The following is a 26388-nucleotide window of genomic DNA, read 5'->3' as shown; positions in this document are numbered from 1 at the left end:
GGGGAAAGCCACATGACGCGCGATCCCGTCTGCGGCATGACGGTCGATCCGGATGGCGCAAAGCCGTCGCACGAGCATGGCGGCCGCCTCTTCCATTTCTGCTGCCAGTCCTGCCGCGACCGGTTCGTCAGCGAGCCCGAGGCATATCTTAAAGCGAAGGATCCGGTCTGCGGCATGAGCGTCGACCGCGCCGCCGCCAGGCATTTTTGCCGCCATGAAGGCGAGGGATTCTACTTCTGCTCGGCGCGTTGCCTGGAAAAGTTCAAGGCCGACCCGGCAAGCTATCTGGGCGAGAGAGCAGCGCGCGAACCGATGCCGGAAGGCACCAAATACACCTGTCCCATGCATCCCGAAGTGGTGAGCGACAAGCCGGGCGACTGCCCCAAATGCGGCATGGCGCTGGAGCCGATGGGCGTGCCCACGGGCGAGGAGGGGCCGAACCCCGAACTGGTCGACTTCACCCGCCGCTTCTGGGTCAGCGCCGCGCTTTCCCTGCCGCTGCTCGTCATCGCCATGGGGCCGATGGTGGGCCTGCCTGTCCGCCAGTGGCTGGGAGATCAGGTTGCGGCGTGGGCCGAGCTCGTGCTTGCCACGCCGGTGGTGCTGTGGGCGGCCAGGCCGTTCTTCAAGCGCGGCTGGCAGTCCATCGTCAACCGCAGCCCCAACATGTGGACGCTGATCGCGATCGGTGTCGGGGCGGCCTATGGCTACAGCGTCGTGGCCACGCTCTTCCCGCAGGTATTCCCGCCTTCCTTCCGCACGCATGGCGGCACGGTCCCGGTCTATTTCGAAGCGGCCTCCGTCATTGTCACGCTGGTGTTCCTCGGCCAGGTTCTGGAGCTCAAGGCGCGCGAGCGCACGGGCTCGGCCATCCGCGCGCTGCTCGATCTGTCGCCCAAGACCGCCCGACGCATATCGGACGACGGCAGTGAGCAGGACGTGCCGGTCGAAGAACTCGTCGTCGGCGACCGCATCCGCGTGCGGCCCGGCGAAAGCGTGCCGGTCGACGGCATCGTCGAAGAGGGACGGTCCTCGCTCGACGAGTCCATGATCAGCGGCGAGCCCATTCCGGTGGAAAAGCAGGCTGGCGACAATGTCACCGGCGGCACGCTCAACAAGAACGGCTCGCTGATCGTGCGTGCCGAGAAGGTGGGCGCCGATACCATGCTTTCGCGCATCGTGGAGATGGTGGCCTCCGCCCAGCGCTCGCGCGCGCCGATCCAGGGCATGGCCGACCGGGTTGCCGCCTATTTCGTCCCGGCGGTCGTGCTGGTTGCCGTCATTGCGTTCGTCATATGGGCGCTGGTGGGGCCGCAGCCGGCCATGATCCATGCCATCGTGGCGGCGGTCTCGGTGCTCATCATCGCCTGCCCGTGCGCACTGGGGCTGGCGACGCCGATGTCGGTCATGACGGCGACGGGCAGGGGCGCGCAGGCCGGAGTTCTCATCCGGGACGCAGAGGCGCTGGAGCGCTTCTCGCGCGTCGACACGCTGATCGTGGACAAGACCGGAACCTTGACCGAGGGCAGGCCGGAACTGTCGGACGTGGTGACGGTGGAAGGCGTGGATCGGCAGGATCTCCTGCAACTGGCGGCGAGCCTTGAACGCGGCTCCGAACATCCGCTGGCCGAGGCCATCGTCGCCGGCGCGCAAGCCGAGGGGCTGAAGACCTCCCCGAGCCAGGATTTCGAGGCGGTTACCGGCAAGGGCGTTTCGGGCCGGATTTCGGGCAAGCGCGTGGCGCTCGGCAATCGTAGCATGATGGCGGATCTTGGCATCGACGTTTCCCGGCTGATGGCACGGGCCGAAGCGCTCCAGGCCGAAGGCAAGACCGCCATGTACGTCGCCGTAGACGGCAAGGCGGGTGGCCTCATCGCCGTCGCCGACCCGATCAAGGAGACGGCCGCCGAGGCCGTCCGTGCGCTGCACGATCTGGGGCTCAGGATCATCATGGCGACCGGCGACAATGCGCGCACGGCAAGGGCGGTGGCGGCCAAGCTGGGCATTGACGAGGTGCGCACCGACGTCCTGCCCGAGGACAAGAAGCAGATCGTCGACGATCTGCGGGCGCAGGGAGCGCGCGTCGCCATGGCCGGGGACGGGGTCAACGATGCGCCGGCGCTGGCGGCTGCCGAGGTTGGCATCGCCATGGGCACGGGCGCCGATGTCGCATTGGAAAGCGCCGGCCTCACCCTGGTGAAGGGCGACCTGAACGGCATCGTGCGGGCGCGCAAGCTGGCGCTGGCCACCATCGGCAACATCAAGCAGAACCTGTTCTTCGCCTTTGTCTATAACGGGCTCGGCGTGCCGATCGCCGCCGGCATCCTCTATCCCGTCTTCGGCATGCTGCTTTCGCCGATGATCGCGGCGGCGGCGATGAGCCTGTCGTCGGTGAGCGTGATCGCCAACGCGCTCAGGCTGCGGCGCGTTTCGCTATAGGTGCAGGTCCGACAGCAGAGGCGGCGGCGGAATGCGCGGTCGGTGCAGCGGCCCGGCGCCGGCCCCGATGCGCGAAGACCGGAAGAAGATGAAGCGGCTAAATGAAGGCGCGGCTTCCCCGTGTGGAACCGGGCGAAGCCATCGCGCATTAAGCCTGTAAATCCGGCACATGTCGCATTGCAAGCAAGGGACCGCGAAATGGCACCACCCCGCCATTCAAATCATAGCGTGCGAACCACAACAAAAGCCGAAATCGTGGAGTTGATACCCGCGTTGCGGGCTTTTGCCCGCACGTTCTATCGTGATGTGACCGACGCCGATGATCTGGTGCAGGAGACGCTGACCAAAGGGCTGGCCAACCTTCACCAGTTCCAGCCGGGAACGAGCATGAAATCATGGCTCTTCACCATCATGCGCAACACGTTCTACACCCGTATCAAGGTCGCCAAGCGGGAAGCGCCGGGTTCGGCCGACTGCGTATCGGGCAATCCGTCCATCGGTGCCACGCAGGAGTGGTCCGCGCGCGGGCTCGAGATCCACAACGCAATACAACGCCTGCCCGAAAACCAGCGCGAAGTGATGATGCTGATCGGCGTGCTGGGCGCAAGCTACGAGGAAGCGGCTGAAATATGCGGATGCGCCGTGGGTACGATCAAAAGCCGGCTCAACCGCGCGCGCCTGCGTCTGCTGCAGGAGCTGGGCGAATCGTCGAGCCACACCGCGGTCGAGCGGGCGGAGGCAAGTCCCGGCTGCGACAGCCGCGCCCAGTTTAACTGAGCGCGATCCGCCACAGTTTCCCGCCAGCCGCGTTTTTCGCATTGCACAATCATTGTGCATGCGCAAAATAAGGGCATGTCCTCGCGCTCGCTCTCCATCCTGGTCATCGACGAAAACCGCCCGCGCGCCTCCATCATAGAGGCCGGCCTGCGTGAGGCGGGGCATGAGCGCGTCACGATTGTCCATGATGTCAACGCCATTGCCCGGCGCATCGCCGAGGTCGAACCGGACGTCATCGTCATCGATCTTGAAAATCCCAACCGCGACATGCTGGAGAACATGTTCAACCTGTCGCGGGCGGTCAAACGGCCGATCGCCATGTTCGTCGACCGCTCCGACCAGGCGTCGATCGAGGCGGCCGTGGAGGCCGGCGTTTCCGCCTATGTGGTGGACGGTTTGCGCCAGGAGCGGGTGAAGCCCATCCTCGACATGGCGATCAGCCGGTTCAACGCTTTCTCGCGCATGTCCCGCGAACTCGACGAGGCCCGCAGCGCGCTGGAATCCCGCAAGATCATCGACAAGGCCAAGGGCATCCTGATGCGTTCGCGGGGCCTTTCGGAGGAAGAGGCCTATGCGCTTTTGCGCCGCACGGCGATGAACCAGAACCGCAAGATATCCGAAATCGCCCAAAGCCTCGTGGTGGCTTCGGGCCTGCTCGACGGAGGAGGCCTGCCATGAGCGCCGTCCACCACATTACTGCCGGCTTTCTGCCGCTGCTCGACAGCGCCATCCTGGTTGCGGCGCGGGAGAGGGGCTTTGCCGCGGAGGAGGGCATAGAACTCGCGCTGATGCGTGAGACCTCCTGGGCCAATATCCGTGATCGCGTCGCGGTCGGGCATTTCGACGTGGCACATATGCTGGCTCCCATGCCCGTTGCCGCCAATCTCGGCCTGACGCCCGTGCGGCTGTCGCTCGTCGCGCCCATGTCCCTGGGGCTGGGCGGCAACGCGGTGACGGTCGGCAACGCGCTGTGGGCGGCGATGGCGGAAGCGGGCGCGCGCGGTATTGACGATCCGGCCTCTGCGGGCGCGGCCTTGCGCGACGTCGTCGCGCAGCGGGCAGGGCGGGGCGAAGAGCGGCTATGCTTCGGCGTCGTCCATCCGCACTCCGGGCACAATTTCGAGCTCCGTTACTGGCTTGCCGCGTGCGGCATCGTTCCCGAACGCGATGTCGATATCACGGTCGTGCCGCCACCCCTGATGGCCGATGCCCTGGCTGCCGGGCGGATCGACGGGTTCTGCGTCGGCGAGCCGTGGAACAGTGTGGCCGTCGCGGGCGGACACGGCCGTATCGTCACCGTCAAGGCGGCCATCTGGAAGAACAGCCCGGAAAAGGTGCTCGGCGTGCGGCTCGACTGGGCCGAGACGCACGAAGACCGGCTGGCGGCGCTCATCCGCGCGCTCCATCGCGCCGGCCAATGGTGCGCGTTGCCGGAGAACCGGGAAGACCTCGCCGGGCTCCTCGCCGGCGAAGCCTATCTCAATAAACCTTCCGGGCTCCTCCTGCGGGCCCTGGAAGGACGGATAGAGACGGGCGGCGGCATTGCGGAAATAGCCGATTTCTTCTTGCCGGCCGGAAAGGCTGCGACCTTTCCCTGGCAAAGCCACGCCTTGTGGTTCTACTCCCAGATGGTGCGCTGGGGGCAGGTGCCGCACGGCGCCGACAATGCCGAGAAGGCCAGAACCTCCTACCGCCCGGACATCTATCGCCGAGCGTTAGCGCCTCTGGGCGTTGCCATGCCCTCGGCGAGCATGAAGGTGGAGGGCGCGCTGAGCGTGCCGACGCCGGTGGGGGCGACTGCGGGCAAGCTCGTGCTGGGGCCGGACGGCTTTTTCGATGGGGCCGTTTTCGACCCGGCCACGCTCGATGCCTATATCGGCGCCCAGGCGGAAGCCGTCGCACAGGAAGGGTAAGGCGCCGAACCGTTCGGCCGCTGCACAAGTTTTGCCCTCTATAGTGCATCGCACAATATTTATGCATTGCGATGCCCGTTTGGTCAGGCGCTCATCGCCGCCGCTGCGCCGCGCTTTCCCGCCCAAAAACTCAACATATTGATAATTAGGCAAAACTTCTTCTTGGAAAAAACTGGCACGGTTTCTGCATAGTATTCTGCGGGTCCAGAGGGGACACCAACAAGATGCGTCCAATGAAGGGCGCACAGGCAAGGCTGCCGGACGGGTTTGTGCGCTTCCATGCGGGGCGCGGCAAATCTTCGGCAGCCTTTTTTCATGGCTCAACATCAACCGAGAGGACCGCCGATCCCAAGCGGCGCAGCCTCCAGGGAGACCGCGATGACAGGAATTTTCAAGGCCTCGGCCAGGATGCGAAAGACGATCGGCGCCACCGCGTTGCTGGGGATGGCCGTATCGTCCGTTCAGGCCGACATGCTCGACGTCGAGAAGGACGAGCTGACCTTCGGTTTCATCAAGCTGACCGACATGGCGCCGCTAGCGGTCGCCAAGGAGCTTCATTATTTCGAGGATGAAGGGCTCTATGTCACGCTCGAGCCCCAGGCCAACTGGAAGGTGTTGCTCGACCGGGTGATCACCGGCGAACTCGACGGCGCGCACATGCTGGCGGGCCAGCCGCTGGCCGCGACGATCGGCTTCGGCACGGAAGCGCATATCGTCACGCCGTTTTCCATGGACCTCAACGGCAACGGCATCACCGTGTCGACCGAGGTCTGGGAGATGATGAAGGAGCATATCCCGGTCGAGGGCGGAAAGCCCGTGCATCCCATCAAGGCGGATGCGCTGAAGCCGGTGGTCGACCGGTTCAGGGCGGAAGGCAGATCCTTCAACATGGGAATGGTCTTCCCCGTTTCCACACACAATTACGAGCTGCGCTACTGGCTGGCCTCCGGCGGCATTCATCCGGGCTTTTATTCGCCGACCGACGCATCGGGCCAGATCAAGGCCGAGGCGCTGCTTTCGGTGACGCCGCCGCCGCAAATGCCGGCGACGCTGGAGGCCGGCACGATCCATGGCTATTGCGTGGGCGAACCGTGGAACCAGCAGGCCGTCTTCAAGGGCATAGGCGTTCCCGTCATCACCGACTACGAGATCTGGAAAAACAATCCCGAAAAAGTGTTCGGCCTGACCGCGGAGTTCGTCGAGGAAAACCCCAACACCACGCTTGCCATTACCAAGGCGCTGATCCGCGCGGCCAAGTGGCTTGACGAGAACGACAACGCCAACCGGATGGAGGCGGTCGAGATCCTCTCCAAGCCCGAATATGTGGGCGCCGACGCCGAAGTGATCGCCAATTCGATGACAGGGACTTTCGAATACGAGAAGGGCGACAAGCGCGCGGTGCCCGATTTCAACGTGTTCTACCGTTATTTCGCGACCTACCCCTTCTACTCGGACGCCGTCTGGTACCTCACACAGATGCGCCGCTGGGGCCAGATTCCGGAAGCCAAGCCGGATAACTGGTACGACGAGGTGGCGAAGTCCGTCTACCGCCCGGACCTCTATCTGGAAGCGGCGCGCATGCTGGTCGAGGAAGGCCATGTGGACGAGGCCGACTTTCCCTGGGATTCCGACGGCTACCGCGCGCCGACGCCCGCCGCCGACATCATCGACGGCGTCGCCTATGACGGCCGGAAACCCAACGCCTACATCGATTCCCTGCCGATCGGCCTGAAGTCCGGCCAGACGGTGGAGGGCACCGAGGTCGTGGGGGGCTAGCCTCCCGCCCGACCAACCAACGCACAAGGACGCGAGATGACCGACACCAGCCACGCAATCGACACGAGAAGCGCCGAGCGCGAAGCCAGGAAGGAGCGCCTGTTCACGCGGATCAACAAGGCGGCCGGCTGGCTCGACGCGCTGGGACTCTCCTGGCTGACGCCGATCCTCAAGATCGCGGCCGGCGACAACCCGCGTGAACAGGCCGGAGAGCTCAAGCGCGTGCTGGTCATTCCGCTGATCGGCATCGGCCTTTTCATCGCCGCCTGGGCCGTTCTGGCGCCACAGGTGCAGACTTCACTCGGTGCCATACCCGGCCCCGTCGCGGTGTGGGACCAAGCGGTCAATCTGTGGGAGGACCACAAGGCCGAGCGCCAGAAGGCGGTGGAGTTCCACGAGCGCCAGAAGGCCCGCAACGATCAGCTCGTCGCGGACGGCCGGGCGGACCGGGTCAAATGGCGCGACTACACCGGCCGCCCGACCTATCTCGACCAGATCGCCACATCGCTGGTCACTGTCGGCTTCGGCTTCCTGATCGCCACGCTTGTCGCCGTTCCGCTGGGCATCGCCTCGGGTCTTTCAAAGACGGTGAACGGGGCGATCAACCCGCTGATCCAGATCTTCAAGCCGGTGTCGCCGCTCGCCTGGCTGCCGATCGTGACAATGATCGTTTCGGCGCTCTACGTGGATACGGTCGACTGGCTGCCGAAATCGCTGCTGATCTCGGCCGTCACGGTCACGCTATGCTCTCTGTGGCCGACGCTGATCAACACGGCGCTGGGCGTGGCCTCGGTCGACAAGGACCTGATGAATGTCGGCCGCGTGTTGCAACTCCCAACCGCCAAGACCATCACCAAGCTGGTGCTGCCCTCGGCCCTGCCGCTGATCTTCACCGGCCTGCGCCTATCGCTCGGCGTCGGCTGGATGGTGCTGATCGCGGCGGAAATGCTGGCGCAGAACCCTGGCCTCGGAAAGTTCGTATGGGACGAGTTCCAGAACGGCTCCTCGCAGTCGCTCGCCAAGATCATGGTTGCCGTGCTGACCATCGGCATCATCGGTTTCATGCTCGACCGGCTGATGTATGCGCTGCAGCGCGCGTTCACCTTCTCGGCCAACCGGTAGGAGGCGGATGTGGCATTTCTTGAAATATCCGGACTGACCAAGCATTTCGGCGAGGGCGCCAAGCGCAACCGCGTCCTCACCGACATCAATCTGAAAGTGGAGGAGGGCGAGTTCATCGCCATCGTCGGCTTCTCGGGCTCGGGGAAGACGACGCTGATTTCCGCCCTTGCCGGGCTCGTCAAACCGGACCAGGGCGGCGTCATCTTCAAGGGCAGGGAGGTGGACGGGCCGGGGCCCGAGCGCGGGGTCGTGTTCCAGTCCTATTCGCTGATGCCATGGCTTTCGGTCGAGGGCAATGTGGCGCTGGCCGTCGACACGGTGTTCAAGAAGAAGAAGCGGGCGGAGCGCAGCGCCGTTGTCGACACCTATATCGAGATGGTGGGGCTGTCGCATGCCCGCGACCGCAAGCCGGCGGAGCTTTCGGGCGGCATGCGCCAGCGCGTGGCGGTCGCCCGCGCGCTTGCCATGCGGCCGGAAGTGCTGCTGATGGACGAGCCGCTCTCCGCGCTCGACGCCCTGACGCGCGCGAAGCTCCAGGACGAGTTCGCGGCGATCTCGCAGAAGGAGAAAAAGACGATCATCCTCGTCACCAATGACGTGGACGAGGCCATCCTCCTGGCCGACCGCATCGTGCCGCTGACGCCCGGACCGGACGCGCATTTCGGGCCCGAATTCAAGGTCGACCTGGCGCGCCCGCGCGACCGGGCCGAGATGAATTCGGATCCCGCCTTCATCAAGCTGCGGGCCGAGGTCACGCAGTATCTGATGGATATCGGCGCGGAGCGCGGCGCGGATGCGGAGCGCGATATCGTTTTGCCGGATATCGTGCCCATCACCCAGCGCGAGCGCCTGCCCGCCGCCTATCGCCGCGCCGCGCAAAGCCCGGTGAAGGAGCGCTATCTCGAGTTCAGCCAGTTGAAGAAGGTCTATCCGACCCCCAAGGGTCCCCTGACGGTCGTCGACGGCTTCGATCTCAAGGTGAGGAAAGGGGAGTTCATCACCCTCATCGGCCATTCGGGCTGCGGTAAGTCGACGGTCCTGACCATGGCGGCCGGACTTAACAATATTTCCGAAGGCGGCATCATTCTCGATGGCACGGAGGTCGTGGGCGCCGGGCCGGAGCGCGCGGTGGTGTTCCAGTCGCCTTCGCTCATGCCATGGCTTACGGCGTACCAGAATGTCGAGCTCGGCGTCGACAAGGTGTACCCCGACGCCAGCAAGGCCGAAAAGCGCGACGTGATCGAATACTACCTGACGCGTGTCGGTCTGGGCGCCTCCATGCACCAACTCGCGCAGGATCTTTCCAACGGCATGAAGCAGCGTGTCGGCATCGCGCGCGCCTTCGCGCTGTCGCCCAAGCTGCTGCTGCTCGACGAGCCATTCGGCATGCTCGACAGCCTTACGCGCTGGGAATTGCAGGATGTGCTCATGGAGGTGTGGAAGCGCACCCAGGTCACCGCCGTCTGCGTGACCCACGACGTGGACGAGGCGATCCTTCTGGCCGACCGGGTGGTGATGATGTCGAACGGGCCCAATGCCAGGATCGGCAATATCATGGAAGTGGACCTGCCGCGCCCGCGTTCGCGCGCCGAGCTTCTCGCCCATCCGGACTACTACGCCTATCGCGAGGAGCTTCTGGAGTTTCTGGAAGCCTATGAGGGCGGGGCGGACCCGAGCGAAGAGCAGCTCGAATCCATCAAGACCAAGCGGGCCCACCGCATCGCGCGGCAAAAAGACGCCCGCCTGGCGGCAGCGGAGTGAGACCCATGAAGGAAAAACTCGTTATCATCGGAAACGGCATGGCGCCCGGCCGCATGCTCGAACGCCTGTTCGAGGCCGCGCCGGGCCGCTACGACGTCACCATCTTCAACGCCGAACCGCGCGTGAACTACGACCGGATCATGCTTTCGCCGGTTCTTTCGGGCGAGAAATCGTTCGAGGAGATCGTCATCCACGGCGACGGCTGGTACATCGACAACGGCATCACGCTCTACAAGGGCCACAAGATCACCGGGATCGACCGGGCGGCGAAGACCGTCACCTCCGACAAGGGCGAGATCGCGTCCTATGACAAGCTGGTGATCGCGACGGGCTCCAACCCGTTTATCATTCCCGTTCCCGGCCACGACATGCCCGGCGTTCTGACCTATCGCGATCTCGACGACGTCAACGCCATGCTGCTGGCCGCCCAGTCGCGCGACAAGGCGGTGGTCATCGGCGGCGGTCTCCTGGGGCTGGAGGCCGCGGCGGGGCTGAGCGAGCGCGGGATGGCGGTCACCGTGCTGCACATCATGCCGACGCTGATGGAGCGCCAGCTCGACCCGGCGGCCGGTTACCTCCTCCAGCGCGCGCTGGAAGAGCGCGGCATCAATGTGATGTGCAAGGCCAACACGAAGGCGATCCTCGGGGACGGCAAAGTGGAGGGCGTCGAGCTGGCTGACGGCACGGTGATCCCGGCCTCGCTTGTCGTCATGGCCGTGGGCATCCGCCCCAACGCGCAGCTTGCCAGCGATGCGGGGCTGACGGTCAATCGCGGCATCGTGGTCGATGCCGGCATGCGCACCAGCGATGCCGATATCTTCTCGCTGGGCGAGTGCGCCGAGGTCGACGGTCAGGTCTACGGGCTCGTGGCGCCGCTCTACAAGATGGCCGAGGTGGCGGCGAGCCGCCTCAGCGGCGACGAGACCGCGCGTTTCGAGCACATGGATACGCCGACCAAGCTGAAGGTCACCGGTATCGATCTCTATTCGCTGGGCGATTTCGCCGAGGGCGACGACCGCGAGGAGATCGTGCTGCGCGACGCTGCCGCGGGCGTCTACAAGCGCCTCGTGCTGAAGGACAACCGCATCGTCGGCACCGTGCTCTACGGTGAAACGGCGGATGGTGCTTGGTTCAACGACCTGAAAAAGAAACAGACGGACATTTCGGAGATGCGCGAGACGCTCATCTTCGGTCAGGCCTATCAGGGAGGGGGTCAGCTGGACCCTATGGCGGCCGTTGCAGCCTTGCCGGATGATGCGGAAATCTGCGGCTGCAACGGCGTGTGCAAGGGCAAGATCACCGGCGCGATCGCGGCCAACGGCCTGACCACGCTCGACGGCGTGCGGGCCCACACCAAGGCGTCCGCCTCCTGCGGCACCTGCACCGGGCTCGTCGAGCAGTTGCTGTCGCTGACGCTGGGCGATGCCTACAATCCGGCCGCCGTCACGCCCATGTGCGGCTGCACGGATCTCGGCCATGACGATGTGCGCCGGCTCATCAAGGCGAAGGGTCTCAAGACCATCCCCGCCGTCATGCAGGAACTGGAATGGAAGACCTCCTGCGGCTGCGCCAAGTGCCGGCCGGCGCTCAACTACTATCTCGTGGCCGACTGGCCGGACGAATACGCCGACGACTATCAGTCGCGCTTCATCAATGAGCGCGTCCACGCCAATATCCAGAAGGACGGCACCTATTCCGTCGTGCCGCGCATGTGGGGCGGCGTGACGAGTTCGAAGGAGCTGCGGGCCATCGCCGATGTGGTCGACAAGTTCGGCATTCCGACGGTGAAGGTCACCGGCGGCCAGCGCATCGACATGCTGGGCATCCGGAAGGAGGACCTGCCTGCCGTCTGGGCCGATCTTGGCGAGGCCGGTTTCGTCTCGGGCCATGCCTATGCCAAGGGCCTCAGAACGGTGAAGACCTGCGTCGGCTCCGACTGGTGCCGCTTCGGCACGCAGGATTCCACGGGGCTGGGTATCCGCATCGAGAAGTTCATGTGGGGCTCGTGGACACCGGCCAAGGTCAAGATGGCGGTGTCGGGCTGCCCGCGCAATTGCGCGGAGGCCACCTGCAAGGATGTCGGCATCATCTGCGTGGATTCGGGCTTCGAGATCCACTTCGCGGGCGCGGCCGGACTCGACATCAAGGGCACCGAGGTGCTGGGCCATGTGAAGACCGAGGACGAGGCGCTGGAGCATATCGTGGCGCTGGTGCAGATGTATCGCGAGCAGGGGCGCTATCTGGAGCGAATCTACAAATGGGCCAGGCGCATCGGCTATGACGAAGTGCGCCGGCAGATCATGGACGACGCCGAAAAGCGCAAGAGCTACTACGACCGCTTCGTCTTTTCGCAGAAATTCGCCCAGGTGGACCCGTGGTCGGAGCGCGTCTCCGGCAAGGACAAGCACGAGTTCAAGCCGATGGCGACGCTTTCGCTGGAGGCCGCTGAATGAGCGCGATAGCAGGAAACTGGGTGGCCGTGGGCACCGTGGACGACATTCCGCGCCGGGGCGCGCGCTGCGTGAAGAACGGCGACATGACCATCGCCATCTTCCGCACCGCTGACGACCGCATCTTCGCGCTGGAAGACAAATGCCCCCATCGCAACGGCCCGCTGAGCCAGGGCATCGTCCACGACGGCTGCGTGACCTGCCCGCTGCACAATTGGGTGATCTCGCTCGAAACCGGCCAGGCACAAGGCGCCGACGAGGGCGCGACTGCCGCATTCCCGGTGCGGATCGACGGCAGCCAGGTTCTGCTCGCCCTGACCCCCGCGGCGGAAAAGGCGGCGTGAAAGCTTTGCGAGAACATGCAACCAGCACCGTCATCCCGGAAGCCCGAAGGGCTATCCGGGACCTATTGGAAGAGCGTCGTAGAGCACGGCCCGGTCCTCATCCCAGCGCATATTGGCACCTCCCGCGCTTCCTGCGGAACCCGGCCATGTCTCTCAATGGGTCCCGGCTCTTCCTGCGGTCGGCCGGGATGACGGTGGTCCATGCGGGGAAGAGTATCTCCCATGCCTGAGCCGGTTCGCACAACGTGTCCCTACTGCGGCGTTGGCTGCGGCGTGCTCGCCAAGCCCCAGCCCGACGGCTCGCTGGAAGTCGCCGGCGATCCGGAGCATCCGGCCAATTTCGGCCGGCTCTGCTCCAAGGGGTCGGCGCTGGGGGAGACGATGAGCCTGGATGACCGGCTGCTCTATCCCGAGATCGACGGAAAGCGGGCAAGCTGGGACGCGGCGCTGGACCATGTGGCGCGGGGCTTTCGCGAGACCATCGCCGCGTACGGTCCCGGTTCGGTCGCCTTCTACGTCTCCGGGCAAATCCTCACCGAAGACTACTACGTCGCAAACAAGCTGATGAAGGGTTTCGTCGGTGCGGCCAATATCGACACCAATTCGCGGCTGTGCATGGCGTCTTCCGTTGCCGGTCACCGCCGCGCCTTCGGTTCGGACACGGTGCCGGGAACCTATGAGGACCTGGAGCAGGCCGACCTCGTCGTCATCACCGGCTCCAATCTCGCTTGGTGCCACCCAGTTCTCTACCAGCGCCTCGCGGCCGCCAAGGAGAAGCGGCCTTCGATGAAGGTCGTGCTAATCGATCCGCGCCGCACGATGACGGCCGATATCGCCGACCAGCATCTCGCGATCGCACCGGACGGCGATACCGCTTTGTTCGCCGGCCTGCTCCGGCACATCTGGGAAAACGGCATCGTTTCAAAGACCTATATCGAAAAGTACACGCAGGGATTCAACACGGCTCTGGAAGCGGCGTCCGAATTCAGCCCCGACCGCGTCGCAAGCGAATCCGGGCTCGTCGTCGGCGAGGTCGAGGCGTTCTTCCAGCTCTTTGCGGCTACCGAGCGTGTGGTGACGGTCTACAGCCAGGGGGTCAACCAGGCCGTCTCCGGCACAGTTAAGGTCAACGCCATCATCAATTGCCATTTGGCGACGGGCCGGATCGGACGGCCGGGCATGGGCCCTTTCTCGGTCACCGGACAGCCCAACGCCATGGGCGGCCGCGAGGTGGGCGGGCTTGCCAACATGCTCGCCGCCCATATGGACATCGAGAACGCTTCGCACCGCGATCTCGTCCAGCGCTTCTGGAACGCGCCGCGCATCGCCGACAAGCCGGGCCTCAAGGCAGTGGAGATGTTCCAGGCCGTGGCGGAGGGGCGCATCAGGGCGATCTGGATCATGGCGACCAATCCCGTCGACAGCATGCCGGATGCCGATGCCGTGGCGGCGGCGCTGAAGGCCTGCCCGCTGGTGGTGGTTTCCGATGTCGTGGCCGATACCGATACACTGGCCCATGCCCATGTGAAGCTGCCTTCGGCGGCCTGGGGCGAGAAGGACGGCACGGTGACCAATTCGGAGCGCCGCATTTCGCGTCAGCGCGCTTTCCTGCCGTTGCCCGGCGAGGCCAGGCCCGATTGGTGGCAATTGGCGGAAGTCGGCAAGCGCATGGGTTTTGCCAGGGCGTTCGGCTTTCGCAATGCGGCCGAGATCTTCCGCGAGCATGCCGCTCTTTCGGCATTGGAGAATGCGGGCGCGCGCGATTTCGACATCGGCGCCTATTCGGGCATATCGCAGAGCGAATATGACGGGATGGCGCCTTTCCAGTGGCCGCAGCGGGCCGGCGAAGACCGCCGCCGGACGCGGTTCTTCAGTGAAGGCGGCTTTTTCCACGCCGACCGTAAGGCGCGCTTCGTCCCGGTGCATCCACAGCCGCGAGACGTCACAGGCAAGGACTATCCCTGGACGCTCAACACCGGCCGTGTCCGCGATCACTGGCACACGCTCACCCGCACGGGCAAGAGCGCCCGCCTTTCCGCCCACATGGCCGAACCCTATGGCGAGCTTCACCCCGCGGACGCCGCCCGCCTCGGCATCGCCGAGGCGGAGCTTGTCCGGATTGAAAGTCCTCACGGATCGGTCGTCGTCCGCGCACTTTTGACCGACCGACAGCGGCGCGGTTCCGTCTTCGTGCCGATGCACTGGACCGACCGGTATGCCGCCAGCGGCCGCATCGGCGCCGTAGCGGCCCCGGTCACCGACCCGTTTTCCGGCCAGCCGGCGCTGAAGAACGTCGCCGTCAGGATCAGCCGTTTCGCCGCTGCCCTCTACGGATTTGCTGTTAGCGCGCGCAGGCCCGACATGCGGGACGCCGATTATTGGGCGATGGCGCGGGCAAAGGAGGGCTGGCGCACGGAGATGGCGTTCGCCGCGAAGATCGAAGCGCCCGACGCCTTCTTCCGCCGTGTCCTGGGACTGTCCGAAGACAGCGCGGTCGAAACGATTGCCTATCACGATGCGCGCAGGGGCGATCACCGGCTGGCCGCCTTCGACGGGGCGCGACTGGTGGGCGCGCTCCATCTATCGCGCGAGCCGGTGGCCGTCTCGCGCGGATTTGCGGTGGAACAGCTCGCCGCCTGCCATGACGATCCGCGCAGCCGCTTCCGCGTGATCGCGGGCAGGGCGGGGGCGGACCGGCCGGATCCCGGCGCAATCGTGTGCTCCTGCTTCGGCGTCGGGGTCAACGACATCGCCGCCGCCATCCGCGCCGGCTGCGGTTCCGTCGAGGCTGTCGGGAAGGCCACTTCCGCCGGCACCAATTGCGGCTCATGCCGCGCCGAGATCAAGGGGATCATCGACGCCGCCCGGATCATCGCGGCCGAGTAGGCCGCGCGTCTCAGATAAGCTGCATCCCCTTCAGGGAGGCGTGGCCGTCCTTGCCGATGATGATGTGGTCGTGGATCGCGATGCCCAGCGGCTTTGCCGTCTCGATGAGCGTCTTGGTCATCTCGATATCCGCCCGCGAGGGCGTCGGATCGCCGGACGGGTGGTTGTGGACCAGGATGATGGCGGTTGCCGATAGTTCCAGCGCGCGCCTCACCACCTCGCGCGGATAGACGGGCGTGTGGTCGACCGTGCCCGTCTGCTGGCGCTCGTCGCGGATGAGCGCGTTCTTCTTGTCGAGAAAGAGAATGCGGAGCTGTTCGCGGTCCTCGAAGGCCATGGTCGCCCGGCAATATTCGAGGACCTTCGACCAGGAGGAAAGCACCTGCTTGCCGCGCAGCTCGTTCTTCAGCATGCGCTGGGTGAGGGCGGCGGCGAGCCTGATATCGAGCGCCGCGGCATGGCCGATGCCCTTGACCTCGCGCAGGCGGCTGGCCGGCGCGCCCAGCACCTCGCCGATGGAGCCGAAGCGCTCGAGCAGGGCCTTCGCCGGCGCCTTGGTGTCGGCGCGGGGAATGGAGCGGAACAGCAGCATTTCCAGAAGCTCGTAATCGGCGAGCGCATCGGCGCCGGCTTCCTCGAAGCGCTGCCGCAGCCGGTCGCGGTGGCCTTCGAAATGCTTCCTGCTGGAGGAGGGGGCGGCCTCGACCTTCGCAAGGTCGATCTCCGGCGCGGAAGGCGCGCCTTCGCTGAAAAACAATCGCTCGTCGCCGCCGCTCATTGCCACTCCCGCCTCAGGGTCACGCCGGCATCTTAGGCGGCGAGCCCCGGACGGTCCAGCCCGCCGGGGGAGAGAGTGAACACTTCGCAGCCGTTTTCGGTGACGCCGACGCTGTGCTCGTATTGGGCCGACAGGGAACGGTCGCGGGTGACCGCGGTCCAGCCGTCGGAAAGAACCTTCACATGGGGCCGGCCCAGATTGATCATCGGCTCGATGGTGAAGATCATGCCCGGTTTCATCTCCACCCCCTCATTGGGGCTGCCATAGTGCAGGATATTGGGTGCGTCGTGGAAGAGAAGCCCCAACCCATGGCCGCAGAAATCGCGCACGACCGAGCAGCGCTCCGCCTCGGCATAGGTCTGGATCGCCGCGCCGATGGCGCCGGTGCGCGTACCGGGCTTCACCGCGTCGATGCCGCGCATCAGGCATTCATGGGTGACTTCCAGCAGGCGCTCGGCGGCGCGCTTGATCTTGCCGACCGGGTACATGCGGCTGGAATCGCCGTGCCAGCCGTCGAGGATATAGGTCACGTCGATATTGACGATGTCGCCTTCCCTCAGCGGCTTCTGGTCCGGTATGCCGTGGCACACGACGTGGTTTATCGACGTGCAGGAGGATTTGGTGTAGCCGCGATAGTTCAGCGTCGCCGGCAGGGCCCCGTGGTCCATGCCGAACTCGAAGACGAACCGGTCGATGGTCGCGGTGGTCACGCCGGGCTGCACGATGGAGACGAGTTCGTCCAGGCAGCGCGCGGTGAGCTGCGATGCCTTGCGCATGCCGGCGAACCCATCTTCCCCGTAAAGCCTGATCTGGCCCGTATTGCGCAAAGGCGCGGTGTCGGCGTCGAGATAGGTGACCATCAGCGTAACATGTCCATTTCAATCAAGCGCTCGGGCGCGATCTCAAGCTCATTGATTTGGCATCGTAGCACGAAAGCTTCAACCCCGGCAGCGTGCGCCCGCGCATATGCGGTGCAATATTGCGGGTCGAGATCGCTGCACAGGCGGAAGCGGTCGCAGTCGCCGCGCTGCACGACATAAATCATGATCGCACGCGCCCCGTTCCGGCGCATCGACGCCAGTTCGTCGAGGTGCCGCGCGCCGCGGGCGGTCACCGTGTCGGGGAATTCGGCAAGTCCGCGCTCGCGCATGAAGTGGACGTTCTTGACCTCCACATAGGCCGGCGGGCGGGCGGGGTGCTCGAGCAGGAAGTCGATGCGGGAGCGTTCGCCGTAACGCTGCTCGGGGCGCAGGGTGGGGTACTCTCCAAGATCGTCGACGATGCCGGCGCGGATGGCTTCTGCGGCCAGCCTGTTGGGCAGTCCCGTGTTGACGCCGACAAGCGTGCCGTCGGCCTCCACCACCTCCAGCGTGTGGGCGTATTTGCGCTTCGGATTGGCCGACTGCGACAAGAACACGCGCGAGCCCGGCGCGGTGAGGCCGAGCATGGAGCCGGTATTGGGAACGGCGGCGGTGATCATCGATCCGTCCGCCATCTCCACATCGGCAAGGAACCGCTTGTAGCGCCGGATGAGCCGGGCCTCGATCAGGGGAGTGGGAAACTTCACTCGGCCGCTCCCGCTTCGGTCGGCTGCCGGCCGTGGGCGATGCGCCGGCGGTAGAGCCGTCCCAGCATCATCGGCGTCAGATACATCGGTATCTGATAGCAGCCGATGAACAGGAGCAGCGGATCGGTTATCGCGGCCGGCAGCGCCGTGAGGAAAAGCGCAATGTTCCGGTTGCCGGCGGCAATCGCCACGGAAACGCTGCCCTCGGCGCTCAGGAAGCGCCCGCTTGTCAGCAAGGCGGCGACCTGCAGCGCCAGATTGGCGGCAAAGGCCACGGCCAGGTTGAAGACGAGAAGAGCGGGCCTCTCAAAAACCGCATCGCCCACCGCCGACATGAGCCCGACGACCACCGCCGCCATGACGATCGCGGACAGTCCGTCGATCGCCTTGATCTGCTCGACACGCGGATCGGGCATGACCAGGCGGCGCAAGACGACCGCGGCGGCGACGGAGGCGGCTATGACGGCGAGTAGCTTTCCGGCGGCGGCCAATATCTCGCCGGGCGAGCCCAGCGCCGGACTCAGCCAGAAGACGGGAATGACCGTCAGCGGCAGGATCGCCGTCGCCACGCTCAAAAGCCTGAGCGAGGGCGCGGGATCGCCGCCCATGATGATCGCGAGATTGGGGCTGCCGGAAATCGGTGCCGCCGCCGTCATCAGCAGCAGCGCCATGGCGAGCGCCCCGTCGATGCCCATCGCGTTGAGAACGACCGCGACGATGACGGGCAGGGCCAGTTGAAGCGTCAGCACGGCGCTCAGCGAATGCCGCAGGTCGCGCCCCGCGCCCACCAATTGGCGGGGGCCGACGCGGAACGCCGCCAGAAACAGCATCGCCGCGATCATCTCGGCGATCCACGGTTTGAGCAGCCGGGCGAGCTCCGGCGAGGCGATACCGAGGATCAGCCCGCCGATCAGCAGCCAGGGAGCGTGTCGCGCCGCATGGCCGAGCATGGAAAGAGGTGCTGCCGCCAGGCCGGCCATGATGTCCTCGAACAAGTTGGACCCGGTTCTTACCGCCGCCGCCTCGCGGGCGTCAAACGGCCAGTGGCCCGCGCTGACCGTGCCAGAGGCGCATCCGCGAAGCCGATCTTGCGCAATCGCACGGCGCAAGCGGCTTTCCATGGCGCGCGGCCATGCTTTAACATTGCCCGATTGGGGGGCGGAGGCGGGCGGATTCTCCCGTCGTCATTGTACGGGGAAGGTTGGGACGCAATCGGCGTCGACGGGAGAGGCGGGCCAGTTGGAAAAACAGAGCCGGAAGAATTCAATGCAATATGATTGGATCGATACGTTCAAGGGTTTCCGGCAGCAGGAACTGTACGAAATCTACCGCAAGGAATGGTGGACCCAGGGCCGGCAATTCGACGACGTCATGCGCATGATCGAGCATTCCGACCTTGCCGTTGGATGCTGCGCCGAGGATGGGAGGCTGGTCGGTTTTGCCAGGGTTTTGACCGACTTCACGTTCAAGGCGCTGATATTCGACGTGATCGTTCACGAGGGGTTTCGGGGGCGTGGCGTGGGCCAGGCGATCGTCAGCCGCATCATAGGCCACGAGGCGCTTGCCAACGTTCGCAGCTTCGAGCTGTACTGCCCCGAGCAGGTCGTGCCGTTCTACAGCAAGCTGGGCTTCAGCAAGCGCACGTCGCACCTGCTGTCCTTTGCCCGGTAGCCAGCTCCCGCTCATTGGTCGATGCAAGGCGGCTCCAGGAACTGCCTGATGCTCGTTCGATCGAGGAAATGAGCCTGATAGACATTAATCGACGCTGACCGCCGCCACGGAGCTGCGAAGCGCCGCGGCAAAGTCGGGATGGTCATAAAGGTCGTTGTGTCCGGAGGCGATCGTGATGTTCTCGCGCAGGTCGCCGGCCGCCCGGCGAACGGGCGCCGAGCGTGCCGCGGGAACGATGCTGTCGTTTTCCGCCGTGATCACCGCCACCGGCACGTCGAGATCGCGCAAGGTTCGTGCCGTCTCCATGCGATGCCGCAGCAAGAGGCGCACTGGCAGCCACGGATAGTGGTGAGCGGCAAGGTTCTTGAGCGAATCGAATGGGGTCACCATGACGATGCCCTGCAAAGGCCGGGCGGCTGCCAGATCCACTGCAACCGCAGCGCCGAGGCTGAGGCCGATTGCGACGACGTCGGCTTCGGCCTCGCCGGCCAGGTGATCATACGCACGCCGGGCATCGTCGAACAAGGCGGCCGCCGAGGGGCGCCCGCCGCTCGGCCCATATCCGCGGTAGTGCAGCGCGGCGACCTCGTGCTCGGGAAATATCCGGCGCAGCATCAGGACAAGCGCGTCGGCGTTCCAGGCATTGCCGCCGAAGCCCAGCAGGACCGGCCGTCGTCCGGCTGCCGGACGCTCCGCCGGCAGGCGCACCAGGACGATCTGCGCGCCGTCCTTCGTTGCCAGTTCGACACGGCGCGCTTCGTCAGGCAGTTCGGGTCCGAAAGCGGCAAGGCCGGCCGGAAAGATCAGCCAGGTCTGAAGGATATAGGCGACAGCGGCGACGAGCGCGTATAGTCCCGCGAGCGCCAGCGTCAGTTTCAGGAGCCACATCGCCGGAACTTCGCCCAACGCCGGTGATTTGGCAATGGCGCGACGCAAACGCCTGCGACAGTGCGGGCGTACGGGGCCGGACGGGAACGGCTTGCGACCCGGCTCGTCCTGGCGGGCTTTGGCCCTACCGGGCGAAGCGGTCGTGGCTGAAGACGAAGTCGGCGCCTTCCGCCGGCTGATGGCAACCGATGCAGGCGCCGACCTTGCCTGCCATCTTGGCGCCGTCGGGTGTATTGGCCACCATCCCGTCCGGCATGTACTTCACCCAGAACCAGTCGCGGCTTTCGGGCGCATATCCCTCCTCGCGGCGGAACATCACTCCCATGGAATCAAAATTGCGCAGCGGATTCTTGAAGGTCTCCTCCACCGAGAGATCTTCCCCGCGATAGTTGCGCTTGAGGATAAAGGTACCGGTCCGGCCGCCTACGCTGACCGTCCCCGAGATGTACTGGATCACCGGACCGTGCATTGAGGTTCCGGCATAGGGATGCGTCTGGATGGCTTCCTCGCCGACAATTCCCCTCTGCTCCAGCGCCTGCCAAAGCTCTTCGGCAAAGTCTACTTCCTCAGGGCCGCCGAATGGCGGCCTTTGGTCCTGACCCAGAGCCGGTGTCGCAACACCGAGCGCGGCCATGATGCCCGCCAGACGGAGCGCCCGGTTCATTCTTGCTTTCGGCATTTGTTCCTCCCTTTGCGCTTGCGTTAAGGGGGCCGCCCTGGAGCGAGCCCCTTTCTCCGCCGATTGCCGCTATTCATCCGAGGCAGTCCTTCTGCTGCCCTTCGCATCGGCCTTCTCGATCACGGCCAAGGCGGATGGCGCAACTACGCCTGAAAGGGCTGTTGGCCGGTGCATCGAAAAAGCGATGTTGTGCGCAGTCTTGCTCACCCTCGATCCGCTCCAGAAAATGCCGGGACCAAACATCTATTGGACGGCATGCGGATTGATCTGGCGCTTGGCGAGCGTGGTGAGCCGCTCGTCTTCCGCCTTCTCCTCGTCAAGGATCGACAGGAGCTCGTCGAGATCCTCGTTCAGGCCGAGCTGCTTGGCCCAGGCGGCGAGCGTGCCGTAGATCGCGATCTCGTAGTGCTCGATGCGCTGGGCCGACGCGATCAGCCCGGCGTCGCGCAGGTTCGGTTCGTCGATCATGCCGGCCCACTTCTCGGCCTCCTCGACCATCGCCGCCATGGATTGATCCTTGTGCTCGCGCGGGGCCACCCCGTGCCGCTCCAGCATGCGCCTGACCCGTTCCAGTTGAGAGCGTGTCTGCGACGCGTGCTCCTCAAGGCCGTTCTTCAGCTCGGCGTCGGCGGCCTTGTCGGCGATCCGCGGCAGGGCGTCGGACAGCATTTCCTCAAGCGATCGGGTTTCCTGCAACTCGGTCAGATACATCTGACGAAAATCGGTGACGTGCATGGCTGGTCTCTCCTCTGTCTCGGGCGGGTGTTTCGTCCGGCCCGTTCAGACGCGGCTCTGCGGGCCGGGCAGTTCCTCGAACGGCAGGTCGAGCTCGCGCAGGATCCGCCGCACCTCCTCTTCCTGTAGGTCCATCTTGGAGGCGGCGTAGGGCATCTCGCTGCGGCGTCCCTGGCAGCGTATGACGACGCTCGCCACGCCTTCTCCGCGTTCGCGCTTCGTCTCCTCAAAGGTGCAGCCCTTCTCGGTGAGCCACTGGCGGAATGTCTGCGGGTTCATCGCTCGCTCCCTCGTGTTGTCGGTTCCGCGATCTCCCAGGTCACGCGGCGTACCATGGCCAGGAAATGGCGATGATGCCGAACCAGAACAGCAGCAGGATCAAAAAGGCGACGAGCACCGCCGTGGCGGTCGGCACGTAGGGCCACCTGCCGCCGCGCGAGTAGACCCACCGCTCGCGCGTATAGACCCAGTCCGGCCAGGCAAGCACCGCGAGTACGATCAAAACGAACAGCAGCCAGAACCAGAACGCTTCCATGGATCGCCCTTGGTACGTCGGAAACCCTTCCTACGCACCAACCCCTGCGGTCGCGCCTTGTTCCATAAAGGCTCGGCCCGGCTGCGCGGGGCGCTACAAGCGCTCCGGCGGCAGCGGGACCCGCGCCGGGCCGTGGAGCACCGTGCCGTCGGCGGCGAAGATCGAGCCGTGGCAGGGGCAATCCCATGTCCGGTCGGCATTGTTCCAGGTGAGGGGGCAGCCCTTGTGCGTGCAGTGGGCGGACATGGTGTGCAACTTGCCCGCTTCGTCCCGCCAGGCGGCGATGTGCTTCTTGTCTTTCACGAGCACGCCGCCATGGCCGGGGGCGATGTCGTCCACGCTCTCCACCACCGACTGGCTTTCGCCGCTCTTGTGGAAATCCTCGGGGTAGGGCCGCGTGGGATCGTAGAGCGCCTTCCAGGGCGTCGGGCGCTCCATGATCGCGTCAGCGATCATCATACCGACGGCGGCGCCGTTGCTGATGCCCCAGGCGTTGAAACCGGTGGCGATGTGGAAGCCAGGTGCCTTCTCCGGGTCCGGTTCGCCGGCATAGGGCACCCGGTCGGCGGTGTCGTAGTCCTCGTTGCACCAGCGCCAGACCGTCTCGCCCACCGGCAGGTTCCCGCGCGCCCAGTCCTCGAGCTCCGCGAAACGGCTGGCGACGTCGCCTTCCTGCCCCGTGTTGAAGCGCGGCCCGAGGGCAAGAAGCAGCGGGCCTTCCGCGTCCCGCCCGGTGCGCAGGGAGCGCGACTGCTCCTCCTCCACGGTGATGAACATGCCGTCGATCGGTGCCGAATCGTCGATGCGGAAGGCCATCACGGTGTGGCTGCGCGGCTGCGTGCGGTTCGCCATGCCGACCGGGCTTTTCACGGTCATGTTGGTGGCCACCACCACATTCTCCGCATGCACCGTCCCGCCATCGGTGACGACGCGCCACCGGCTTGCTTCGCCGATGAACCGCGCGCGGCTTTCTTCGAAGATGCGCCCGCCGCGATCCGCCACTGCGCGGGCGAGCGCGGTCAGGTACATGGCGGGGTTGAACTGCGCCTGGTCGGGAAAGACGAGCGCGCCCGCATTGTCGAAGGGGAGCGGCGCCCGGTCCACGACCTCGGCGGAAAGGCCCAGGGTGCGGGCGGCCTCGGCCTCCGCCTCGATGGCGGACTTCAAGCCGGGATCCTGCGTATAGGTGTAGGCGGGCTTCCGCTCCAGGTCGCAGGCGATATCGTACTCCCTGATCCAGCTCCCGATCCGGTCCACTCCCGCCTTGTTGGCATCCGCATAGGCGCGTGCCTGCTCGGTTCCAAGGGTGTCGATCAGCCGGCGGTAGATCAGCCGGTGCTGCGTGGTGATCTTGGCGCTCGACCGCCCGGTCACCTGTTGCCCGACCCGCAAGCCTTCCAGAACGATGACCGAACGCCCAGCCTCCGCGAGACGCAGGGCGACGGTGAGCCCGACGATGCCGGCGCCGACGACCACGGTCTCGGCATGGATCGAGCCTTCGAGCGGCGGATAGTCCGTCGCTTCGGCAGTCGCGACCCAGCAGCTTCCGGGCTTTCCGGTGAGTGCCGGCATCGGACTACTTGTTCTCGTAGGTGCCGACGAGCTCCGCCTCGGCAATGATGTGCGGCTTCGCCTGCTCGAGCATGTCATCGACCTTGGCCTTGCCGTCGCAATGCAGCGTCTCGACATCGAGGGCGAAGAGGCGGAAATGATAGTGATGGACGCCGTGACCCTTGGGCGGCTGCGGCCCATCGTAGTGCGGATTGCCGAAATCGTTCACCCCGTGGCCGAGGCTCTCTGTCTTGGCACCGGCCGTCGTACCCTCCGGCAAGCGGTCGCGCTCGGCGGCGATGTCGTAGACGCCCCAGTGGCGGAAGGTGCCCGAAGGGGCATCGGGATCCTCCACGACCAGAACGAAGCTCTTCGCCTCCGGCGGCGCGTCCTCCCAGACGAGCGGAGGCGAGATGTTTTCGCCCTGGCGGGTGTACTTATCAGGAATTCTCTCCCTATTGCCGAAGGCCGGGCTCGATAGAGCAAACGCCATGGGATTTCTCTCCTCATCTCTGTCTGTGAGCAAACTCGGCAAGCGCCGGGAGAGTTCCGAAACGGCAAGGGGCATCGGCGGGGAATCGGCTGGCGGCATCTTGCCGATGACCGGATCCAGAATCCTTGCCATTGAGATCGGCGTGGACTGAGCATTCCGATTCATGAGGAGCTATGGCGCTTCAGCGCATTCTGCCAAGGGGTCGTTGCTTTTCGCTCCGGTTCAACAGGTTCATGGCGCAACTGAGTTGATTTCAGTCGAGAAGCGCTCAGATGGGCCAGCTATGCTCGACTGAAAAACAGTTGAAGGCTGAGCTGCCGGTTCCTGTTGATCCGCGCGCAGGAGCATCTGCTGGTGACCGGGCGCCAGAACGCCGCCGAACGCGTCGCCGCCTTCCTGCTCGACATGTTCGAGCGCCAGGACTGCCTGCCGCAGGTCGAGCTCGTCATGTCGAGGACCGATATCGGCGATTATCTCGGCCTGACGATCGAGACCGTCTCTCGCGTTTTCTCAAAGTTCCGCGAGAAGGGCTACATCCGCCTGCAAGGCGTGCGCACCGTGGAACTCGTCAAGCCGGAGGCGCTCCGCTCCCTTTGCGTCTGAACAGCTCGAGCCTCTTCAAGACGCTGCCGCGCGGACCGTCTGGGTGGCTGCATGGCGCCCGGGAATACGGCCGCAGGGGGAGGTTAAAAGATAACGCTGAGATTCGCCAGGTGAATGAGGCGCGCCGAGCTGTAAGCGGCCTATTCACGGCTGCGGCAATCGGTTGGATTCCACAAAGGCGTTTTCACCGTTCACGAAAAACGTGCTCCCGCCTTTCGAGGATATTGAACGGCTTGCGTTCCGGATATGTGGGGGGATGGCACTGGCAATGAGTTCAATTAGGGTTTAATAGACCCTCTATGCGCAATGACACGCGAGAGCGGCTCGACACGCTCACCAGGTGGCTTGACGAGCGGATCAGCCAAGCAGAGCCGGGTGAGCACCTTCCGACTGTGCGCGAAATGATGCGCCGTTTCTCGACAGCCCAACGCATGGTGGAGCGCGCCCTGAAGCCCCATCTTGCCGCCGGTCGTCTCAAGGCGAGGCCCGGCGCCGGCATCGTCGTCTGCGACCCGGAAGCGGAATCGGACTCCCAATCGTGGGAAGGCGATCTTCTCGTGCTCTACCGGATTTCGGATAGCCGCCTGGCGCGCAATCTCCTGCAGGAGGTGGAGGTGCGCCTCAAGCGCAAGGGGATCAGCATCCTGCAGATCGGTTACTCGACGGAGGAGCAGGCGCTGTCGGTGCTCAGCAAGATGGGGCGCTTCAAGACCTGTCTCCTGCAGATCCATTTCGAGGTGCTGTCCATCGAATTTCTGGCGGCCCTGCGCAAGCATGTCGAGAGCGTCGTCATCGATGGCGTCTCGGCCACCGGGATCGACGCCGATTCCATCGGCACCAACTGGCGAGAGGCGCTCGCCATGGCCTATCGCACCCTCAACGACAAGGGGCACGACCGTATCGCTTTCCTTACCTCGGCCCACCGCGCAAGGCAGATCGCCATGGCCCGGCGCGAATATCTCGTCCTTTGCGAATCCCACGGCGCGTCCGGCGGCCGCTGGCTCATTGAACTCGACAAGCTTCCGGGAAGCTATCAGATCGCCGACATACGCGACGCACTTGCCCGACACCTCGATGAGGACGGAAACCTTCCCTTTACGGCGCTCGTGGTGTGGGGCGTAACCGAGGGCTTCATGCTGGAGCGTGCGCTGAGCGAGCTGGGTGTGATAGATGATCTGAGCGTCGTGCTGCTCGGGACAATCGATTTTCCTTCCGAGCACCTCAAGCGGTTCGACGTGGTCGGCAACAGCAATCACGAGAAGTTTGCGGTCTTCGAGACCATTTTGAGCGACCGCATCGCCATGCGCGAGCGACCGCCGGAAAGCCACTACTTCCATATCTCCCATGCGTCCCACGGGAGTATTCTTCCTCCCGGTGATTGAGTTCAATCGTGGTTGTATCACGGATTATACTCACTTAG

Annotated in this window: 23 protein-coding genes and 1 pseudogene; 13 read left to right on the top strand and 11 right to left on the bottom strand. The window is 65.0% G+C overall.

The annotated features are described in order from the left end of the window. Positions 1-12 precede the first annotated feature (12 nt). The 10 genes from NTH_RS01960 (at position 13) to NTH_RS01915 (ending at position 15468) form a co-directional block, all read left to right on the top strand. Positions 13-2439, top strand: a complete 2427-nt coding sequence (locus NTH_RS01960) for a heavy metal translocating P-type ATPase (protein WP_338528422.1) — start codon at positions 13-15, stop codon at positions 2437-2439. Between the two features lie 198 nt (positions 2440-2637). After that, entirely contained in the window at positions 2638-3216 is a 579-nt protein-coding gene (locus NTH_RS01955) for a sigma-70 family RNA polymerase sigma factor (protein WP_338531777.1), read from the top strand. 75 nt (positions 3217-3291) lie between these two features. Then, a complete protein-coding gene (locus tag NTH_RS01950) occupies positions 3292-3894 on the top strand; it encodes an ANTAR domain-containing response regulator (RefSeq protein WP_338528421.1) in 603 nt (200 codons plus the stop codon). Next, positions 3891-5129, top strand: coding sequence for a CmpA/NrtA family ABC transporter substrate-binding protein (locus NTH_RS01945; RefSeq protein WP_338528420.1), 1239 nt, complete (start codon positions 3891-3893; stop codon positions 5127-5129). The genes NTH_RS01950 and NTH_RS01945 overlap by 4 nt, the downstream gene beginning before the upstream one ends. A gap of 378 nt (positions 5130-5507) precedes the next feature. After that, complete coding sequence (locus tag NTH_RS01940) at positions 5508-6905, top strand: CmpA/NrtA family ABC transporter substrate-binding protein (protein ID WP_422392338.1); 1398 nt, start codon at positions 5508-5510, stop codon at positions 6903-6905. A 36-nt stretch (positions 6906-6941) separates the two neighbouring features. Then, positions 6942-8027, top strand: a complete 1086-nt coding sequence (locus NTH_RS01935; protein ID WP_338528419.1) for an ABC transporter permease — start codon at positions 6942-6944, stop codon at positions 8025-8027. 9 nt (positions 8028-8036) lie between these two features. Beyond that, positions 8037-9788, top strand: coding sequence for an ABC transporter ATP-binding protein (locus NTH_RS01930; protein ID WP_338528418.1), 1752 nt, complete (start codon positions 8037-8039; stop codon positions 9786-9788). Positions 9789-9793: 5 nt separating this feature from the next. Continuing rightward, the gene (nirB, locus tag NTH_RS01925) at positions 9794-12241 is read left to right on the top strand and encodes a nitrite reductase large subunit NirB (RefSeq protein WP_338528417.1); all 2448 of its coding nucleotides are present in this window, start codon (positions 9794-9796) and stop codon (positions 12239-12241) included. Continuing rightward, complete coding sequence (gene nirD, locus NTH_RS01920; RefSeq protein WP_338528416.1) at positions 12238-12582, top strand: nitrite reductase small subunit NirD; 345 nt, start codon at positions 12238-12240, stop codon at positions 12580-12582. The genes nirB and nirD overlap by 4 nt, the downstream gene beginning before the upstream one ends. A 222-nt stretch (positions 12583-12804) precedes the next feature. Beyond that, positions 12805-15468, top strand: a complete 2664-nt coding sequence (locus tag NTH_RS01915; RefSeq protein ID WP_338528415.1) for a nitrate reductase — start codon at positions 12805-12807, stop codon at positions 15466-15468. Positions 15469-15478: 10 nt separating this feature from the next. Here NTH_RS01915 and radC read toward each other — a convergent pair whose 3' ends face one another. Genes radC through NTH_RS01895 form a run of 4 tightly spaced genes read right to left on the bottom strand, consistent with a single transcriptional unit; the run spans position 15479 to position 18922 of the window. Further along, a complete protein-coding gene (radC, locus tag NTH_RS01910; protein WP_338528414.1) occupies positions 15479-16246 on the bottom strand; it encodes a RadC family protein in 768 nt (255 codons plus the stop codon). Positions 16247-16278: 32 nt separating this feature from the next. Next, a complete protein-coding gene (gene map / locus NTH_RS01905; protein WP_338528413.1) occupies positions 16279-17106 on the bottom strand; it encodes a type I methionyl aminopeptidase in 828 nt (275 codons plus the stop codon). Next, on the bottom strand, positions 17106-17813 hold the full coding sequence (gene sfsA, locus NTH_RS01900; protein WP_338528412.1) for a DNA/RNA nuclease SfsA: 708 nt from the start codon (positions 17811-17813) through the stop codon (positions 17106-17108). Before sfsA ends, map begins: the two co-directional genes overlap by 1 nt. Further along, entirely contained in the window at positions 17810-18922 is a 1113-nt protein-coding gene (locus tag NTH_RS01895; protein WP_338528411.1) for a hypothetical protein, read from the bottom strand. The genes sfsA and NTH_RS01895 overlap by 4 nt, the downstream gene beginning before the upstream one ends. 157 nt (positions 18923-19079) lie before the next feature. Here NTH_RS01895 and NTH_RS01890 point away from each other — a divergent pair, with 157 nt between their 5' ends. Continuing rightward, positions 19080-19484, top strand: coding sequence for a GNAT family N-acetyltransferase (locus NTH_RS01890; RefSeq protein WP_338528410.1), 405 nt, complete (start codon positions 19080-19082; stop codon positions 19482-19484). An 84-nt stretch (positions 19485-19568) separates the two neighbouring features. On the opposite strand, the gene NTH_RS01885 is transcribed toward NTH_RS01890, so the two are convergent. From NTH_RS01885 to NTH_RS01855, 7 genes are all read right to left on the bottom strand, one after another. Beyond that, the gene (locus NTH_RS01885) at positions 19569-20372 is read right to left on the bottom strand and encodes an alpha/beta hydrolase (protein WP_338528409.1); all 804 of its coding nucleotides are present in this window, start codon (positions 20370-20372) and stop codon (positions 19569-19571) included. A 124-nt stretch (positions 20373-20496) separates the two neighbouring features. Then, the gene (locus NTH_RS01880) at positions 20497-21051 is read right to left on the bottom strand and encodes a cytochrome P460 family protein (RefSeq protein WP_338528408.1); all 555 of its coding nucleotides are present in this window, start codon (positions 21049-21051) and stop codon (positions 20497-20499) included. Positions 21052-21294: 243 nt separating this feature from the next. Further along, positions 21295-21786, bottom strand: coding sequence for a ferritin-like domain-containing protein (locus tag NTH_RS01875; protein ID WP_338528407.1), 492 nt, complete (start codon positions 21784-21786; stop codon positions 21295-21297). A gap of 45 nt (positions 21787-21831) precedes the next feature. Further along, the gene (locus tag NTH_RS01870; RefSeq protein WP_338528406.1) at positions 21832-22065 is read right to left on the bottom strand and encodes a hypothetical protein; all 234 of its coding nucleotides are present in this window, start codon (positions 22063-22065) and stop codon (positions 21832-21834) included. Between the two features lie 40 nt (positions 22066-22105). Continuing rightward, complete coding sequence (locus NTH_RS01865) at positions 22106-22321, bottom strand: hypothetical protein (protein WP_338528405.1); 216 nt, start codon at positions 22319-22321, stop codon at positions 22106-22108. A 93-nt stretch (positions 22322-22414) separates the two neighbouring features. Next, complete coding sequence (locus NTH_RS01860) at positions 22415-23893, bottom strand: FAD-dependent oxidoreductase (RefSeq protein WP_338528404.1); 1479 nt, start codon at positions 23891-23893, stop codon at positions 22415-22417. A gap of 4 nt (positions 23894-23897) precedes the next feature. After that, on the bottom strand, positions 23898-24365 hold the full coding sequence (locus NTH_RS01855) for a YbhB/YbcL family Raf kinase inhibitor-like protein (RefSeq protein ID WP_338528403.1): 468 nt from the start codon (positions 24363-24365) through the stop codon (positions 23898-23900). Positions 24366-24692: 327 nt separating this feature from the next. Here NTH_RS01855 and NTH_RS01850 point away from each other — a divergent pair. Both NTH_RS01850 and NTH_RS01845 read left to right on the top strand, forming a co-directional pair. Further along, positions 24693-24968 (top strand): annotated as a pseudogene (locus tag NTH_RS01850) (helix-turn-helix domain-containing protein); the annotation flags it as partial. Between the two features lie 299 nt (positions 24969-25267). Then, positions 25268-26350, top strand: coding sequence for a hypothetical protein (locus NTH_RS01845; RefSeq protein WP_338528402.1), 1083 nt, complete (start codon positions 25268-25270; stop codon positions 26348-26350). Positions 26351-26388 lie beyond the last annotated feature (38 nt).

The sequence above is a fragment of the Nitratireductor thuwali genome, from assembly GCF_036621415.1.
Classification (GTDB): domain Bacteria; phylum Pseudomonadota; class Alphaproteobacteria; order Rhizobiales; family Rhizobiaceae; genus Chelativorans; species Chelativorans thuwali.
Note: the sequence above shows the minus strand (reverse complement) of the source record. Positions and strands in the feature narration are given on the sequence as shown.

Excerpts from the sequence above, each read along its gene's own strand:
- NTH_RS01860 (WP_338528404.1), bottom strand. The coding sequence starts at position 23,893 with ATGCCGGCACTCACCGGAAAGCCCGGAAGCTGCTGGGTCGCGACTGCC.
- NTH_RS01940 (WP_422392338.1), top strand. The coding sequence starts at position 5,508 with ATGACAGGAATTTTCAAGGCCTCGGCCAGGATGCGAAAGACGATCGGC.
- NTH_RS01950 (WP_338528421.1), top strand. The coding sequence starts at position 3,292 with ATGTCCTCGCGCTCGCTCTCCATCCTGGTCATCGACGAAAACCGCCCG.
- NTH_RS01915 (WP_338528415.1), top strand. The coding sequence starts at position 12,805 with ATGCCTGAGCCGGTTCGCACAACGTGTCCCTACTGCGGCGTTGGCTGC.
- NTH_RS01865 (WP_338528405.1), bottom strand. The coding sequence starts at position 22,321 with ATGGAAGCGTTCTGGTTCTGGCTGCTGTTCGTTTTGATCGTACTCGCG.
- radC (WP_338528414.1), bottom strand. The coding sequence starts at position 16,246 with ATGAGCGGCGGCGACGAGCGATTGTTTTTCAGCGAAGGCGCGCCTTCC.
- NTH_RS01955 (WP_338531777.1), top strand. The coding sequence starts at position 2,638 with ATGGCACCACCCCGCCATTCAAATCATAGCGTGCGAACCACAACAAAA.
- NTH_RS01945 (WP_338528420.1), top strand. The coding sequence starts at position 3,891 with ATGAGCGCCGTCCACCACATTACTGCCGGCTTTCTGCCGCTGCTCGAC.
- nirD (WP_338528416.1), top strand. The coding sequence starts at position 12,238 with ATGAGCGCGATAGCAGGAAACTGGGTGGCCGTGGGCACCGTGGACGAC.
- NTH_RS01960 (WP_338528422.1), top strand. The coding sequence starts at position 13 with ATGACGCGCGATCCCGTCTGCGGCATGACGGTCGATCCGGATGGCGCA.
- NTH_RS01885 (WP_338528409.1), bottom strand. The coding sequence starts at position 20,372 with ATGTGGCTCCTGAAACTGACGCTGGCGCTCGCGGGACTATACGCGCTC.
- NTH_RS01845 (WP_338528402.1), top strand. The coding sequence starts at position 25,268 with ATGCGCAATGACACGCGAGAGCGGCTCGACACGCTCACCAGGTGGCTT.
- nirB (WP_338528417.1), top strand. The coding sequence starts at position 9,794 with ATGAAGGAAAAACTCGTTATCATCGGAAACGGCATGGCGCCCGGCCGC.
- NTH_RS01875 (WP_338528407.1), bottom strand. The coding sequence starts at position 21,786 with ATGCACGTCACCGATTTTCGTCAGATGTATCTGACCGAGTTGCAGGAA.
- NTH_RS01880 (WP_338528408.1), bottom strand. The coding sequence starts at position 21,051 with ATGCCGAAAGCAAGAATGAACCGGGCGCTCCGTCTGGCGGGCATCATG.
- map (WP_338528413.1), bottom strand. The coding sequence starts at position 17,106 with ATGGTCACCTATCTCGACGCCGACACCGCGCCTTTGCGCAATACGGGC.
- NTH_RS01935 (WP_338528419.1), top strand. The coding sequence starts at position 6,942 with ATGACCGACACCAGCCACGCAATCGACACGAGAAGCGCCGAGCGCGAA.
- NTH_RS01890 (WP_338528410.1), top strand. The coding sequence starts at position 19,080 with ATGCAATATGATTGGATCGATACGTTCAAGGGTTTCCGGCAGCAGGAA.
- NTH_RS01855 (WP_338528403.1), bottom strand. The coding sequence starts at position 24,365 with ATGGCGTTTGCTCTATCGAGCCCGGCCTTCGGCAATAGGGAGAGAATT.
- NTH_RS01870 (WP_338528406.1), bottom strand. The coding sequence starts at position 22,065 with ATGAACCCGCAGACATTCCGCCAGTGGCTCACCGAGAAGGGCTGCACC.